Source organism: Clostridium sp. K13 (genome assembly GCF_019734195.1).
Classification (GTDB): Bacteria; Bacillota; Clostridia; order Clostridiales; family Clostridiaceae; genus Clostridium.
Map to the genome: position 1 here is coordinate 74,755 of NZ_JAASHM010000001.1, position 16,534 is coordinate 91,288.

General features: G+C 28.8%; 15 protein-coding genes. 14 read left to right on the plus strand and 1 reads right to left on the minus strand.

What is annotated here, in order from left to right:
* The first annotated feature begins 233 nt into the window (after positions 1 to 233).
* The 11 genes from smc to HCG76_RS00420 all read left to right on the plus strand — a co-directional run bounded on the left by smc (position 234) and on the right by HCG76_RS00420 (position 11,142).
* A complete protein-coding gene (gene smc, locus HCG76_RS00370; protein WP_221698371.1) occupies positions 234 to 3,791 on the plus strand; it encodes a chromosome segregation protein SMC in 3,558 nt (1,185 codons plus the stop codon).
* Between the two features lie 12 nt (positions 3,792 to 3,803).
* Positions 3,804 to 4,718: a signal recognition particle-docking protein FtsY gene (gene ftsY, locus HCG76_RS00375; RefSeq protein WP_221698372.1), complete on the plus strand. Its 915-nt coding sequence runs from the start codon at positions 3,804 to 3,806 to the stop codon at positions 4,716 to 4,718.
* 315 nt (positions 4,719 to 5,033) lie between these two features.
* The gene (locus HCG76_RS00380; protein WP_221698373.1) at positions 5,034 to 5,363 is read left to right on the plus strand and encodes a putative DNA-binding protein; all 330 of its coding nucleotides are present in this window, start codon (positions 5,034 to 5,036) and stop codon (positions 5,361 to 5,363) included.
* 16 nt (positions 5,364 to 5,379) lie between these two features.
* Positions 5,380 to 6,729 carry a signal recognition particle protein gene (gene ffh, locus HCG76_RS00385; protein WP_221698374.1) on the plus strand — a complete coding sequence of 450 codons (1,350 nt, stop codon included), beginning with the start codon at positions 5,380 to 5,382 and terminating at the stop codon, positions 6,727 to 6,729.
* A gap of 41 nt (positions 6,730 to 6,770) precedes the next feature.
* Positions 6,771 to 7,016, plus strand: a complete 246-nt coding sequence (gene rpsP, locus HCG76_RS00390) for a 30S ribosomal protein S16 (RefSeq protein WP_042396852.1) — start codon at positions 6,771 to 6,773, stop codon at positions 7,014 to 7,016.
* Between the two features lie 62 nt (positions 7,017 to 7,078).
* Positions 7,079 to 7,318: a KH domain-containing protein gene (locus HCG76_RS00395; protein ID WP_221698537.1), complete on the plus strand. Its 240-nt coding sequence runs from the start codon at positions 7,079 to 7,081 to the stop codon at positions 7,316 to 7,318.
* A gap of 145 nt (positions 7,319 to 7,463) precedes the next feature.
* Positions 7,464 to 7,961, plus strand: coding sequence for a ribosome maturation factor RimM (gene rimM / locus HCG76_RS00400; RefSeq protein WP_221698375.1), 498 nt, complete (start codon positions 7,464 to 7,466; stop codon positions 7,959 to 7,961).
* Complete coding sequence (gene trmD / locus HCG76_RS00405) at positions 7,951 to 8,664, plus strand: tRNA (guanosine(37)-N1)-methyltransferase TrmD (RefSeq protein WP_195988914.1); 714 nt, start codon at positions 7,951 to 7,953, stop codon at positions 8,662 to 8,664. The genes rimM and trmD overlap by 11 nt, the downstream gene beginning before the upstream one ends.
* Before the next feature lie 113 nt (positions 8,665 to 8,777).
* Positions 8,778 to 9,128, plus strand: coding sequence for a 50S ribosomal protein L19 (rplS, locus tag HCG76_RS00410; protein WP_221698376.1), 351 nt, complete (start codon positions 8,778 to 8,780; stop codon positions 9,126 to 9,128).
* Positions 9,129 to 9,367: 239 nt separating this feature from the next.
* Positions 9,368 to 10,321, plus strand: a complete 954-nt coding sequence (gene ylqF, locus HCG76_RS00415) for a ribosome biogenesis GTPase YlqF (protein WP_221698377.1) — start codon at positions 9,368 to 9,370, stop codon at positions 10,319 to 10,321.
* The gene (locus tag HCG76_RS00420; protein WP_221698378.1) at positions 10,321 to 11,142 is read left to right on the plus strand and encodes a ribonuclease HII; all 822 of its coding nucleotides are present in this window, start codon (positions 10,321 to 10,323) and stop codon (positions 11,140 to 11,142) included. Before ylqF ends, HCG76_RS00420 begins: the two co-directional genes overlap by 1 nt.
* A 30-nt stretch (positions 11,143 to 11,172) precedes the next feature.
* Here the strand turns inward: HCG76_RS00420 and HCG76_RS00425 are convergent, their stop codons facing one another.
* Complete coding sequence (locus HCG76_RS00425; protein ID WP_221698379.1) at positions 11,173 to 11,544, minus strand: YraN family protein; 372 nt, start codon at positions 11,542 to 11,544, stop codon at positions 11,173 to 11,175.
* 123 nt (positions 11,545 to 11,667) lie between these two features.
* Here HCG76_RS00425 and HCG76_RS00430 point away from each other — a divergent pair, with 123 nt between their 5' ends.
* The 3 genes from HCG76_RS00430 to topA are packed head-to-tail and all read left to right on the plus strand — an operon-like array spanning position 11,668 to position 16,410.
* Positions 11,668 to 13,191, plus strand: a complete 1,524-nt coding sequence (locus HCG76_RS00430) for a YifB family Mg chelatase-like AAA ATPase (RefSeq protein WP_221698380.1) — start codon at positions 11,668 to 11,670, stop codon at positions 13,189 to 13,191.
* Positions 13,192 to 13,206: 15 nt separating this feature from the next.
* Positions 13,207 to 14,262: a DNA-processing protein DprA gene (gene dprA / locus HCG76_RS00435; protein WP_221698381.1), complete on the plus strand. Its 1,056-nt coding sequence runs from the start codon at positions 13,207 to 13,209 to the stop codon at positions 14,260 to 14,262.
* A 48-nt stretch (positions 14,263 to 14,310) separates the two neighbouring features.
* Complete coding sequence (gene topA, locus HCG76_RS00440; RefSeq protein WP_221698382.1) at positions 14,311 to 16,410, plus strand: type I DNA topoisomerase; 2,100 nt, start codon at positions 14,311 to 14,313, stop codon at positions 16,408 to 16,410.
* Positions 16,411 to 16,534: the final 124 nt, after the last annotated feature.

A 16,534-nucleotide genomic window follows, 5' to 3' on the forward strand; every position in this document is an offset into this window, starting at 1 on the left:
GCAAAGGGTATATAACAAGAGAATAATATTCTTGTTTAGGATCCTTTGAATCTTGTCATTGTTTTATTGATATTTCTTTAGCTTTGCTATAAACTAGAGAAAGAATGGAGTGAGAGTTGTTATGAAAGCAAAGACAAGAGAAAAAATGATATATATTATTACTGTTTTTATGCTTATAGTATTTATACTAAGTTTAATACCAGCTTTTATATAAAAAGATAAGGAGTGTATTTATGTTTTTAAGGTCACTTGAGATACGTGGATTTAAATCTTTTGCAGATAAAACTGAATTGAGATTTAAAAAGGGAGTAACTGCAGTTGTTGGACCTAATGGTAGTGGGAAAAGTAACGTTTCTGATTCTGTAAGATGGGTGCTTGGAGAACAAAGTGTCAAAAGTCTTAGAGGTGGAAAGATGGAGGATGTTATTTTTGCAGGAACACAGTTTAGAAAACCTTTAGGACTTGCGCAAGTATCTCTTACTTTGGATAACTCAGATGGAACATTATCAACAGATTATAATGAAGTAACTGTAACTAGAAGAATATTTAGATCGGGCGAGACAGAGTATTTAATTAATAATCAAAAGTGTAGATTAAAGGATATTACTGAGTTATTTATGGATACAGGTATAGGTAAGGAAGGATATTCGATAATTGGACAAGGTAAAATAGATGCAATATTAAGCGGTAAACCAGAGGAAAGAAGAGCTCTATTAGAAGAGGCTGCTGGAATTGTTAAATATAAATCAAGAAAAGAAGAGGCTGAAAAAAGACTTGATAATACTGATAGTAATTTAGTTAGAATTAGGGATATAATAGCAACTTATGAAGAAAGATTAGAACCATTAAGAATAGAAAAGGAAAAAGCAGAGAAATATAAAGCTCTAGCAGAAGAGTTAAATGTTAAAGAAGTTTCTGTTCTTGTAAATCATATTGATAGAGTTTCGAATGATATGGAAGTTTTATCAAAAGATATTGAAAAAAGACAAGAGTCAATAGATGAAAAAAGGGAAAAACTTAAAATTCATAAGAATGAGCTTGATGAATTACAAGGAAAAATAGAAAATATAGAAAAGAAAAACAAATTAGAAAAAGAAGAGTATTATAGAAAAAAAGAAGAAGCTACAAATCATATAAGGGACATTGAACTTTTCAAAGAAAGAATTAATAATTTCAAGTCTTTAATAGACAAAGAAGAAAATGAAATAAAAGTTTTAAAAGATACCTTAGAAAAGATTACCTTAGAAAAGAAGGAATTAGAAGAAGCTTTAAATGAAAAAAGTAAAGAGAATAATGAAAAAGTATCAGAGATTAGAAATGTAGAGATATTAATTGATGAAATAAGTGTAAAAATTAATAAAATAGAAAAGGAACTTAATGTTTTAAAAAACAATGAGTTTGAAATTATATCTAGAAACTCTGATATTAACAATCGTATTCAATCTTTAGAGAAAGAAATAAAAGATAAAAGTGATATACAAGAAACTTTGGATAAATCAATAGTTACTTTAGAGGGAAATCTGGCTATTAACATAGGAACTATAGATGAAGTTAAGTTAAAACTTATACATACAAAGGATAATATTTCTAAGTTAGAAGAAGAAGTTGTTACAATAAGAAAAGAATTATCTAAGACACATTCTCTTTTAAATAATCAAGACAATAAGCTTAAGATGTTATCAAAAAAGATAAATGAATCTGAAGCTACACATAATACTTTAGAAAATTTAGAAAAGCATTATGAAGGATATAATAGAACTGTTAAGAATTTAATGGATCATGTTGAAAAGGGAAGAGTACAAGGAATAAAGGATATAAAAGTACTTGGTGAAATTTTTGAAGTTGAAAAGAAATATGAAGTTGCTATTGAAATAGCTTTAGGAGGATCAATATCTAATGTCATAACAATAAATGATAATGATGCTAAAAATTTAATTTCATATCTAAAAAACAGAGGGTTAGGTAGAGCTACATTTTTACCTTTAAATATTATTAGAGGTAAAAAGTTAGATGTTCCTAATGATATTAAAAATGCAAAAGGATATGTTGGAATTGCATCTGAAATTTTAAAGTATGACGTAAGATATAAAGGTGTAATAGAATATAATTTAGGTAGAACAATAATTGCTGAAGATATGGATTGTGCACTTAATATCTCTAAGCTTGGTAGACATAATTATAAAATAGTAACTTTAACTGGTGAAGTAATTAACCCAGGTGGAGCTTTAACTGGAGGAAGTATCCAAGGTAAAAATGCTAATCTTTTAGGAAGAAAAAGAGAAATTGAAGAATTAGCTCAAAATATATTAAAACTAAAAGAAGAGTATAATAATGAAGTTTCAAGATTTAATGAAATAAAGTTAAAGATTAAACAGTTAGATGAAGAAGTATTAAATAAAAGAGAAGAAATTCATGGTAAAAATATAGAGTTAACAGTATTAGAAGGTGAGATAAAAAATCTTATAAATGATGGGGATAAACTAAGTAAAAGTATTGAAAACTCTAAGAGACAAAAAGAAGAAAATAATAATATAATTAAAATATTATTAGCTAAGTTAGAAAGCAAAAAAGAAGAACTTAACAAATTAGATGCTAGAAGTATAGAAAGAAAAGAAAAAGTTAAGTTAATTGAAGAAGAACTTGTAAATAATAATAAAGAAAGAGATTCTTTAAAAGAAAAGTTAGTAAACTTAAAGGTTAATAGTGCTACATTAGAAGAAAATCTTCAAGGTCAAAAAATGCAGTTATCTTCTAAGAATTTAGAGATAAGGGAGAAAGAAAATAAAATAAGGCATTTACAAAATGAAATTTCAAGTAAAAATAATAATATAAACTCTTTATCAGAAAATGTTAAAAGTAAAGATAACATATTAAAGGAAATAGAAGAGAGAGTATTAGAACTTGAAAATTCTTTTAGAGAAGATGAAGTTATTAAAGTTGAGCTTAAAGAAAGTCATAAGGTTAAAGAAAGTGTAACTAATGAAATAATTGAAGTAATAAGAGTTGAAGAAAATGAACTAAATAAAAGGGCAATACAAAATGCAAAAATAGAAAGTGAACAAGAAAGCCTTTATAATAGATTAAATAGAGAATTGAATTTAACTCTTGCAGAAGCAAAGGAAATAGCTATTGTAGTTGAAAACATAAATGAATTAAAAGATGAAATCTCTGTATTAAAATCAAAGATATCAGCTTTAGGAACAGTTAACTTATCAGCTATAGTAGAATATGACGAAGTATGTGAAAAGTATGAATTTATGTCATCACAAGAGCTAGACTTGCAAAAGGCAAAAGAAGAGCTTATAGAAGTTATAAATGAAATGACTATTCAAATGCAGGAATTATTTAAAGAAAACTTTAAGGTGTTAAATGAAAATTTCGGAGAAACTTTTAGAGAGTTATTTAAAGGTGGTAGTGCAGAACTTATTTTAGGTGGCGAAGATGTCTTAAATTCTAATATAATAATAAATGTTGAACCACCAGGTAAAAAGCTTCAAAATATAAACTTAATGTCAGGGGGAGAGAAAGTTTTATCTGCAATTGCTTTATTATTTGCAATATTAAAAATGAAGCCAACTCCATTCTGTATACTTGATGAAATAGAAGCAGCTTTAGATGATGCTAATGTTTATAGATATGCCGAATTCTTAAAGGCTTTCTCTGAAAATATTCAATTTATAGTTATAACACATAGAAAAGGAACAATGGAAGCAAGCGATGTGATGTATGGTATAACCATGGAAGAAAAGGGAATATCTAAAGTAGTATCGGTAGACTTGTCGGAGAATTAGGAGGTAGTAATAATGTTTGGTAAATTATTTAATAATCTTAAAAATGGATTAACAAAAACAAGAAATGCATTAACTGATAAAATAAATGAGGCTTTAAATTTAGCCGTGACAATTGATGATGATTTATATGAAGAGTTAGAAGAAATACTTATTATGGCAGATATAGGTATGGATACTACTATGGAAATTATCGAAAGATTAAAAGATAAAATTAGAAAAGAAAAAATCAATGATGTTGAATTAGTAAGACCAGCTTTAAAAAGCGTAATTGCTGAAATGATGAATGATGATAATGAAGAAGCTTACGAAGAAAAAAGCGGTAAAGAAGTAATTTTAGTAATAGGTGTAAATGGAGTTGGTAAGACTACTAGTATAGGTAAATTAGCAGCAATGAATAAAGAAAAGGGTAAAAAAGTTTTATTAGCTGCAGCTGATACATTTAGAGCAGGAGCAATAGATCAATTAGTTGTTTGGAGTGAAAGAGCAAAGGTTGATATTGTTAAGCATGAAGAGGGATCAGATCCAGCGGCAGTTGTATTTGATGCAATTAATGCTTCTAAATCAAGAGGTGTAGATTTACTTATTTGTGATACAGCAGGAAGATTACACAATAAGAAGAACCTAATGGATGAGTTAGGTAAAATTAATAGAGTAATAGATAGAGAACTTGCAGGGGCTAATAAACAAACTTTATTAGTATTAGATGGAACTACTGGACAAAATGCAGTAATTCAAGCTAAGCAATTTATGGAAGTATGCCCTATTGATGGTATAGTTTTAACTAAACTTGATGGAACTGCTAAGGGTGGAGTTGTTATCTCTATTAAGAATACTTTAAAAATACCTGTTAAATATATAGGTGTAGGTGAAGGTATTGATGATTTACAAGAATTCGATGCAGAAAGTTTTGTAGAAGCATTATTTTAGATAATAAGTAAAGGATAATAGTTAAAGAATAAACTTCTATAATTAATTTTTATAAAGTGGTTTTGTTTAAATATTAATTTAATAACTATTATCCCTTCTTTTTTAATTTTTAAGTGAAAAAATTTGTTGCTAAAATTTAAATTAGTAATTAAAATAACTATAGGTACCTAAGGGGTATATTAAAGTTTCATAGGAATAGTAGTGGTTTTGTGCCTACTTTTAAGGGTTAAAAAATAATTTTAAAGTGTTAAGTAAAAATACTTGACACCTAATAATTATTCTGTTAGAATCTCATATGTGGGTAAGGTGATATGCATGGAAGATAGAGTTGAGATTTCCTTACTAATGGATTGTTATGGTCCATTACTTACGGAAAAACAAAAAAGTATCATGGAGCTATATTACAATGAGGATTTATCCTTAGCTGAGATTGCTGAATTAAACAATACGAGTCGCCAAGCGATTCATGACCTTATAAAAAGATGCTATAAACAATTTCTAGCCTATGAAAGTAAATTAAATTTACTTGAAAAGTCTTTAGAAAAAGAAAAAAAGATTATTAATATTTTGGATAATATTAATAGCAAATATTCTTTAAGTAATGAGGACTACATAAATTATAAAGAAAATCTAGAAAATTTATAGGCATAGGAGGGTTAACATGGCTTTTGAAGGTTTAGCTGATAAGTTACAAGAAACGTTTAAGAAACTTAGAGGCAAAGGTAAATTAGGCGAAAAAGATATTAAAGAAGCCATGAGAGAAGTAAAACTTGCGTTATTAGAAGCTGACGTTAACTTCAAGGTTGTAAAAACTTTTGTTAAAAATGTTAGTGAAAAATGTGTTGGTAGTGAAGTTTTAGAAAGCTTAACACCTGCTCAGCAAGTCATCAAGATTGTTAATGATGAGCTTACAGATCTTATGGGAGGTAGTGAAAGTAAAATCAACTTCTCTAGTGTTGGACCAACTGTTATTATGTTAGTTGGACTTCAAGGAGCTGGTAAAACCACAATGGCTGGTAAACTTGCACTACAATTAAGAAAAGATAAAAATAAAAAACCTTTATTAGTTGCTTGTGATATATATAGACCAGCAGCAATTAAACAATTAGAGGTTGTAGGAAAGCAAATTGACATTCCAGTTTTCCAAATGGGTGATAAAATTAGCCCTGTACAAATTGCCAAAGAAGGTATAAAATACGGTAGGGAAAACGGAAATAATGTTGTAATTATAGATACAGCTGGTAGACTTCATATAGATGAAGAGCTAATGACTGAACTTAAAGATGTAAAGGCTGAAGTTAATCCTTCAGAAATCTTACTTGTTGTTGACTCAATGACAGGACAAGATGCTGTAAATGTTGCAGAAACCTTTAATGAAGCACTTGATATCTCAGGAGTTATATTAACAAAACTTGATGGAGATACAAGAGGTGGAGCTGCTTTATCAATTAGACATATGACTCAAAAGCCAATTAAATTTATTGGTGTTGGGGAAAAGATGAATGATTTTGAAGTATTCCATCCGGATAGAATGTCTAGTAGAATTCTTGGAATGGGAGATGTACTTTCATTAATCGAAAAAGCTCAAGAAGCAATTGATGAAAAAGAAGCTAAAGAGTTAGGTCAAAAGATGATGGAAAATGACTTTACTTATGATGATTACTTAACAGCTATGGAGCAAATGAAAAAGTTAGGATCATTAAGTAAAATCATGGAGATGATACCAGGAATACCTAAGGAGATGAAGGATATTGACTTTGATGCTGGTGAAAAACAGTTAGCTAGAGTAAAAGCGATAATTCATTCAATGACTCCTAAGGAAAGAAAAAATCCAAAACTAATAGTTGGTTCTTCTTCAAGAAAGAAGAGAATAGCTATGGGTTCTGGAACATCACTACAAGAAGTTAACAAACTCATAAAAGGACATGATATGATGAGAAAGCAAATGAAGCAAATGAAATCATTGACTAAAAAGTCCAAGAAAGGTCTATTTGGTAAATTACCTTTTTAAGAGTTTATATATAACATAACCCTTTAAAGGAGGTGAAATTAATGGCAGTAAAAATCAGATTAAGAAGAATGGGTGCTAAGAAAGCTCCTTTCTACAGAGTTGTTGTTGCTGATTCTAGAAGCCCAAGAGATGGAAGATTCATCGAAGAAATCGGGTACTACAATCCAATAACTGAACCAGCTGAAATCAAAATCGATGAAGAAAAAGCTACAAAGTGGATTAACAATGGTGCACAACCTACAGACGTAGTTAAGAGACTATTCAACACAGTAGGACTTAACAAGTAATTTTTGGGAGGTGAACTCTGCAAAATACATTACAGTTTAGTACATAGTATTTGCAGACTCTTATGAAAGATTTAGTTGAAATAATTGCTAAATCCCTAGTGGATAATCCAAATGAAGTTCATGTAAATGAAGTTCAAGGAGAGCAAGACTTAATTCTTAAGTTAAGGGTTGCTCCTGAAGATATGGGTAAGGTAATCGGTAAGCAAGGTAGAGTAGCGAAAGCTATTAGAACCGTAGTAAAAGCCGCAGCACTAAACGAAAATCAAAAAGTAGTAGTTGAAATTATCGATGTAAAGAGTTAGGAGTTTCCTAACTCTTTTTTTATTAGATAAATATAATAGGCCCCTGGGGTGACTCAGAAGTAAAATAAATAATTTTGCTAAAATATAAAAAGTTTGATATAAATAATATAGGAAAAAAATTAAACTAACATAAGAGGTGAAGTTTGTGAGTAAGAATTTAAAAGTAGGTAAAATAGTAAATACTCATGGTTTAAAAGGTGAAGTTAAGGTTATTGCATTAACTGATGATGTAAGAAGATTTGATGATTTAGAGTATGTTTTAATTGATGGTAAAGAAGTTAACATAGAAAAGTGTAAATATCAAAAAGATAGAGTTATAGTTAAACTTGAAGGCATAGATAAAATAGAAGATGCAGAAAGGCTTAAAGAAAAATTTATGGAAGTAGAAAGACAAAATGCAGTTGAACTTGAAGAAGATTGCTATTTCTTAGCTGATCTAAGAGAATGTACTGTATTTGATACTGAAGGAAAAGAAATCGGTAAAATTTATGATGTTATTCAAACTAAAAATAACGATGTATATTGGATAAGAAAACCTAAGGAAATATTAATACCTGTATTAAAAAGAATAGTAGTGGATATTAATATAGATGAGAGAAAAATTACAATAAGACCAGTAGGAGAATGGATGGATGAAGATTAGTATTCTAACTCTATTCCCAGAGATGTTTAATATTTTTAATCATAGTATAATAGGAAAAGCTCAAGAAAAAGGATTAATTTCAATTGATACTTTAAATATAAGAGATTATACATTGAATAAGCATAAGAAAGTTGATGATTATCCTTATGGAGGTGGAGCTGGAATGGTAATGGCGGCTCAACCTGTAGTAGACTCTATAAGAGCTTGTAGAGAAAATAATAAAGGTAAGGTAATTTTCTTAGGACCAAAGGGAAAAACCTTTAATCAAGAATTGGCAACAGAGTTATCTAAAGAAGAAAATCTTATTTTTCTTTGTGGACATTATGAAGGCATAGATGAAAGAGCTTTTAAGGAGGTTGATATGGAAATTTCCTTAGGTGATTTTGTATTAACTGGTGGAGAAATGGCAGCAATACCTGTTATTGATTCTATTTTAAGGTTAGTACCAGGGGTATTAAATAAGTCTGAAAGTCATGAAGATGAGTCTTTTTCTGATGGTTTATTAGAATATCCACAATATACTAGGCCTGAAATTTTTGAGGGAGAAAGCGTGCCTGCAGTATTATTATCAGGACATCATGAGAATATAAGAAAATGGAGAAGGTTACAATCACTTGAAGTTACAAGGGAAAGAAGACCAGATTTATATAAGGATATAATACTGACAAAAGAGGATAAAAAATTATTAAATAGCAAAAAATAATAACTTGAAATATAAAAAAACTTATGTTACAATAAATTTTGTGCTAGTACGGGCGTTCCGCTGTCAAAGTATTTGTTAAGAGCGTCAATTATCAATTTAGGAGGGAATGCACGATGAACGAAATATTAAGAGCTATAGAAGCAGAACAAATGAGAAATGACTTACCAAACTTCAATGTTGGGGATAACGTTAAATTACACGTTAAAGTTAAAGAAGGTAACAGAGAAAGAATCCAAATGTTCGAAGGTACTATTATTAAGAGACAAAACGGTGGTTTAAGAGAAACTTTCACAGTAAGAAGACTTGCTTACGGTGTTGGAGTTGAAAGAACTTTCCCAGTTAACTCACCAATCATCGAAAAGATGGAAGTTACAAGAAGAGGTAAAGTAAGAAGAGCTAAGTTATTCTACTTAAGAGATAGAGTAGGTAAGGCTGCTAAAGTTAAGGAATTATTAACTAGATAATTAAAAGTTAATAAAGATATGAAGGGACTTAGTATTAAGTCCCTTTTTGTTTGCAATAATATAAATATGATAATAATTAAAATATATTGCTAATCAATTTTATTTAAGGTAAGAGTTGATAACGAAAAGTGAAAAGTCAAGGTTGAAACTGCTATCACAGTTTCTTTAACTTTTCACTCTTACTTATTCACTCTTCACTTAATAGATTGCTTCGTAATTTAAATAAAGGAGGATGTATTATGGCTACAATAAACTGGTTCCCTGGGCATATGAAAAAGACAAAGAGGGAAATAGAAGATAATTTAAAGCTAGTTGATGCTGTAATAGAAATTAGAGATGCTAGAATTCCAAGAAGTTCTGCAAATCCAGATATTGATAAGCTTTGTTCAGGTAAGCCAAGAATAATCTTATTAAATAAAAGTGATTTAACAGAAGCTAAAGTTACTAAAAGCTGGATAGATGAATTATCTAATGAGAATGTTAAGGTTTTAGAAGTTAACTGTTTAAAAGGTCAAGGATTACAACAAATAAAACCAGCACTTTTAGAATTATTAAAAGAAAAGCATGATAGAGCTAAAGCTAAGGGATTAGTTAAATTTATGATGAGAGTAATGGTAGTTGGAGTTCCTAACTGCGGTAAATCAACATTCATAAATAAAATGGCAAGAAATAATATTGCTAAAACTGGAGATAGAGCAGGTGTTACTAAGAGTAAGCAATGGATAAAGACAGCTTTTGATATGGAAATGTTAGATACTCCAGGGGTATTATGGCCTAAATTTGAAGATGAAAGAACAGCTTTAAACTTAGCATTTACAGGGGCTATTAAAGATGAAATTATGGATATAGAAGAATTAGCACTTAAGCTAGTTGAAAGACTTCAAGAATACTATCCAGATAGACTAATAGAAAGATTTGGAATAGAAGAAATACTTGAAAATCCATTAGATAACCTTGATGCTATTGCTAGAAAAAGAGGTTGTATAATGGCTCGTAATGAAATTAATTATAATAGAATTGCTGTTATGCTTATAGATGAGTTCAGAGGTGGAAAGCTAGGAAAAATTTCTTTAGAGCGTCCTGATGATGTTTTTGAGGAAGTTGAAGTTGTTGAGAAAGAAGAAACAGAAAAAGAAAGAAAAAGAAGAATAAGAAAAGAAAAGAGAAACGAAAAGAAGAAGGAAAAAAGATAATGGATATATTAACTACTGATATTAGCAAGTTAAGTTTCAAAGCTGTTAAAGAAAAGGTAGATGAAATAAATGTAAAAGAATTACTTAATTCATCAACGCTAATTGAGATTATTAATATATTAAAAAGTGATAAAAGAAAAAATATTAATAGTTTAGGTGATAAGATTCAAAAAGCTAAAGATAAGATTGAAGACGAAATCAAAAGAGTAAGAGGAATGTATAATTTTGATAAGTCTTTTGGGGAATATAATATTATTGCAGGTGTAGATGAAGTAGGGAGGGGACCTTTAGCAGGTCCTATAGTATCATGTGCTGTAGTTTTAGATTTAAATGTAATTGATGATGAATTAATTTTATGGATAAATGACTCTAAAAAATTAAGTGAAAAGAAAAGAGAAGAATTAGCAGATATAATTAAAGAAAAAGCATTAGCATATTATATATCTTCTCGTGATGCAAATGAAATTGATTCAAGAGGAATTGGAGTTTGTAACAATGAGGTTTTTTTAGAGGCTTGTAATAGTTTAGATGTAAAACCGGAATTAGTTTTATCAGATGGATATACTGTTAAGGGTATAAAGATACCTAATAAGTCTGTAATTAAAGGTGATACAAAATCAGCCTGTATTGCAGCAGCATCAATAGTAGCTAAGGTATATAGAGATAATTTAATGAAGGAATATGCTGAAAAATATCCTTACTATGGCTTTGAGGAAAATGCAGGTTATGGAACTTCAAAGCATATTGAAGGAATAAAATCATATGGTCCTACAGAAATACACAGAATGTCATTTTTAACTAATATTTTATCTAATAACTAGTAGGTATATGTTTTAATAAAAGTTATATAATTAATACGATCTAAATGCATCTTTTAAATGATTTAATTTAAAAGATGCATTTTTATTATTAAAAATAATTTCAATAACATCATATCTAACATTATAGTTTTGATATTTTTTATATAATAAATAGATTTCGGACAATTTTATAATTTGTCTTTGTTTATAATATGTAATAGATTCTATTGGACTTCCAAAGGTATCTGTATATCTACTTTTTATTTCACAAAAAATTATTATATTATTATTTTTACAGATTATATCTATTTCACCACATCTATTTCTATAATTCATGTCTAATATTTTATATCCATTAGTAGTTAGAAAATCACGAGCAATAGTTTCGCCATAGGCTCCAATTGCTTTATTATATTTTTTCATATTTTCACCTCTATCTATAAATGATAGACTTTAAATTTTTTTTTATTCAAATAAGGTTAAATAATTATAACCATGTCAATAATGAAAAAAGTGAATATAGAAAAGGAAGGATTGATATAAAGCATGGCTTTAGAAATAATTAGTGCTACCCATAGAGGATTAGATGGAGTGTTAATAAATGTTGAAGTTGATATAACTAGAGGTATTCCTAGTTTTAATATCGTAGGATTACCAGATACATCAATTAAAGAATCTAAAGAAAGAGTTAGATTAGCTATTGTAAATAGTGGATATGAATTTCCACTAGGAAGAATTACAATAAATCTAGCTCCAGCAGATGTGAAGAAAATTGGTAGTCTTTTAGATTTACCAATAGCCTTAGGGATATTAATGGTATCAGGACAAATTCAAGAAAAATCATTAGAAGATTATATTGTTTTTGGAGAGCTTTCTTTAAATGGTGAGTTAAAAGGGGTTAAAGGTGCAGTACCGATTATTTTTGAAGGTGATAGTAATAAAAAAAGAAATTTTATTTTTCCACTTGAGAACTTGAAGGAAATGAGAAGTTTTGTATTAGGAAACTTTTTCCCCTTTAAGACTTTAAATCAAGTAATATCATATATACAAAATCAAGATTTGCTTCCTTATAAAGGGGAGAAAAAGAAAAAGGTTAAAGAGGTTTTTATAAATAGATTTGAAGATATAATGGGGCAATATACATCTAAAAAAGCAATGGAGATTGTAGCCGCAGGTAATCATAATATAATGCTATTTGGATCACCAGGTTCAGGAAAAACAATGTTAGCAAAGGCATTACCATCAATTATGCCTCCTATGACTATAGAAGAGCAGCAAGAAGTAGCAAAAATATATAGCATATCAGGAATGTGGAATGAGGGATATGATATATCAAGACCATTTAGAGCTCCACATAATACTATAACTAAAACAGCACTAATTGGAGGCGGCAAGGATGTAAAGGCTGGAGAGATAACATTAGCACATAATGGAGTTTTATTTTTAGATGAAATATTAGAATTTAAAAAGGAAATATTAGAGCTTTTAAGACAGCCATTAGAAGAAAAAGTTATAAATATTTCAAGAGTTAAGGAAAATTATACATTACCTAGTAATTTTATACTTGTAGGTACATTTAACCCATGCCCTTGCGGAAAGCTGCTTGATCATGATTCAGGTATGACTTGTACCTGCAGTGAGCTAGAAAAAAAGAGATATATAAATAAAATGTCAAGAGCACTTTTGGATAGAGTTGATATATTGAATTTTGTTCCGAGAATAAAGTTAAATGAAATCGATGCAAAAAAAGATAAAATTAATTCTGACAATATGCGACATAATGTAATTTTGGCCAGAGAAATTCAAAAAGAACGATTTAAAGGAACGAAATATAGGTATAATTCAGAGATTATAGGTAAAGATGTTTTGAATTTATGTAATATTAATAGAAATGCAAAAAAAGTTTTAGAAGAGTATTATCGCAAGTATGACATAACACTTAGAGGTTATACCAAAATAATAAAGGTAGCTAGGACTATAGCTGATTTGGATTGTAGTGTTGAAATAATGGATTACCATATTATTGAGGCTATAGGCTTTAGAAAAAATATTTTTGGAGAAATAATATAGAGAGGAATTTTAAGAATGGATAAGTATAAAACCTGGCTTATAACATTAGGATTATCTGATTATGCTAAGATAAAATTAATAGAAAAGTATAATAATGAAGAAAATATTTATAATAATATTGATAATATAATTAAAGAAAAATTATTGCATAAAAATTTTTTAACAAAAATAAAAAATAATAATAAGGAAAAAGAAGAAAAATTAGAGGAATATTTATTTAAAAATAACATAAAGTATGTAACATATTCATCTAGTTTATATCCTGATCGATTAAAAAATATTGACAATCCTCCATATGTTATATTTTATAAGGGAGATATAACACTATTAAATTATAATATGGTTGCAATTGTTGGTTCTCGAAAAAATACTAATTATGGGGAACAGGTTACTAAATTTATAGTTTCAGAATTATATAATATTTCATATGGAGTTGTAAGTGGTGTAGCAGCAGGAATAGACTCAATTGCCCATAGAGAAATTTTGTTTAGAGGTGGAAAGACTATAGGAGTTTTAGGATGTGGTATAGATGTTGTATATCCAAGATTTAATAAAAATTTATATGATAGAATTTCTGAACATGGGTTATTAATATCAGAATTTTTACCAGGAACTAAGCCACTATCTTATAATTTTCCACAAAGAAATAGAATAATAAGTGCATTAAGTAATGGTGTAATTGTTATAGAAGCATCTAACAAAAGCGGATCCTTAATAACAGTTGATTATGCATTAAGTCAATCTAAAGATGTTATGGTTGTTCCTGGACCAATTTTTAATGAAACCAGTAAGGGGTGTAATTTATTAATTTATCAAGGAGCACGTCCGTTTTTAGGGAAAAAAGATTTATATGAATTTCTTAATGTAATTAAAAAAGATGATAAAAATAATGCTAAAAATAGTATTAAAAAATGTTTATTGGATGTAATAGGAAAAGAACCTATACATATAGATAAAATAATTGGAAGTCTAAATATTGACAGGATAGCTTTGTTTGAGTTATTATTTGAAATGCAAAATGAAAATGAAATTATTTGCCTGCCAGGCAATTATTACGTAAAGATTAGTTAGAGTTTTAGGGGGGTAAAAGCTCCTAAGAGATAAATAGGAGTTGATGGTATGGGTCAGAATCTTGTAATTGTAGAGTCACCTGCAAAAGCAAAGACAATTAGTAAATATTTAGGTAAGAATTATACAGTTGAAGCTTCAATGGGGCATGTTAGAGATTTGCCTAAAAGTAAATTAGGCGTTGATATAGAAGATAATTTTAATCCCAAATATATAACTATTAGAGGAAAAGGTGAATTAATAACTAAATTAAAAAAAGCAGCTAAAAAAGCAGATAAAATTTATCTTGCAACCGACCCCGATAGAGAGGGTGAAGCAATATCTTGGCATTTAGCCAATATATTAAAGATTTCAGAAGATGATACATGCAGAATTGTATTTAATGAAATAACAAAAGGTGCTGTAAAGGAATCTATAAAAGAAGCAAGAAAGATAAATTTAAATTTAGTTGATGCGCAACAAGCAAGAAGAGTATTAGATAGACTTGTTGGTTATGAAATAAGTCCTATACTATGGAAAAATGTTAAATGGGGATTAAGTGCTGGTAGAGTTCAATCAGCTGCACTAAAGCTTATTTGTGATAAAGAAGAGGAAATAAAGGCTTTTGAACCAAAAGAATATTGGACAGTAGATTGTGTTTTAAAAAAGGAAAGAAAAAAATTCCCAATAAAGCTAACAAAGTTTGAAAATAAAAAGATAGAAATAAATAACGAAGAAGAAGCAAATAAAATAATAAAAGATTTAGAAGAAAATGATTACAGAATAGATAAGGTGAAAAAAGGAAATAGATTAAAAAATCCATTACCACCATTTACAACAAGTACATTACAACAAGAAGCTTCTAAGAAGCTTAACTTTATGACTAAAAGAACTATGTCTATAGCACAGGCTCTTTATGAAGGTATTGATGTAAAAGGATATGGAACAGTAGGTTTAATAACTTATATGAGAACTGACTCTGTAAGAATTTCAGAAGAAGCTCAAAGTAAAGCAGTTGACTTTATAAAAGAAAACTATGGAAATGAATATCTTCCTGAAAAAGCTAGAGTTTACAAAAGTAAAAAAAATATTCAAGATGCTCATGAAGCTATAAGACCTTCTCATGTAGAAATAACACCAGAAATAGCAAAGGCAAGTTTATCACCTGAACAATATAAATTATATAGTTTAATATGGAAGAGATTTATTGCAAGCCAAATGGCATCATGTTCATTAAATACTAATAGTATTAATATAGTAAATGGCGCATATTCATTTAAAGCATCAGGATCAACTATTAAATTTGATGGATTTATGAAGATATATGACTATACAACAGAAGATGATGATAATGATGTAACATTGCCTGTGTTAGAAGAGGGTGAAGTATTATCACCAACATCAGTAGAAGGCAAACAACACTTTACACAACCTCCAGCAAGATATACAGAAGCATCTTTTGTAAAATTACTTGAGGAAAAGGGAATAGGTAGACCAAGTACTTATGTTCCTACTATTTCTACAATATTAAGTAGAGAATATGTAGTAAGAGAAAAGAAAAATTTAGTTCCAACAGAGTTAGGATTTATAGTAAATAATATAATGTCAGATTATTTTAAACAAATAGTTGATGTAGATTTTACAGCTGATATGGAAAGAAAGCTTGATTATATCGAAGAAGGTAGTGAAGAGTGGAAGGCTGTAGTAGGAGAATTCTTTGCGCCTCTTAAAATAGCTATTGATAAAGCAGAAAAAGAAATATCAAAAGTAGTAATTGAAGATAAAGTTAGTGATGTTCCATGCGATAAATGTGGAAGAATGATGGTTATAAAGCGTGGAAGATATGGTACATTCTTAGCATGTCCTGGATATCCAGAATGTCATAATGCTAAGCCAATTGTTGAAGAACTAGATGTTCCTTGTCCAAAATGTGGTGGAAAGATATTAGCTAAGAGAAGTAAAAAAGGAAAGAAATTCTTTGGATGCTCTAATTATCCAAATTGTGACTTTGTAAGTTGGAATGAACCAATAAAGGAACCATGTTCAAAATGTGGTAGTTATATGACTATTAAATATTCAAAGACTAAAGGTAAATATGCTATATGTTCAAATACTGAATGTGGAAATACAATGCCTTTAGAGGATGATACTGAAAAAAAAGACGATAAATAGAATATCTTCGAATCACACCTTGTCGAAAGAATGTAAAAATTGTTGTAAAAAAAAATCTTATATGATAGTATAAGAATTAGAAGTGATATCTTAAAATTTTGAGAATTTTGAAAATTAACAATTT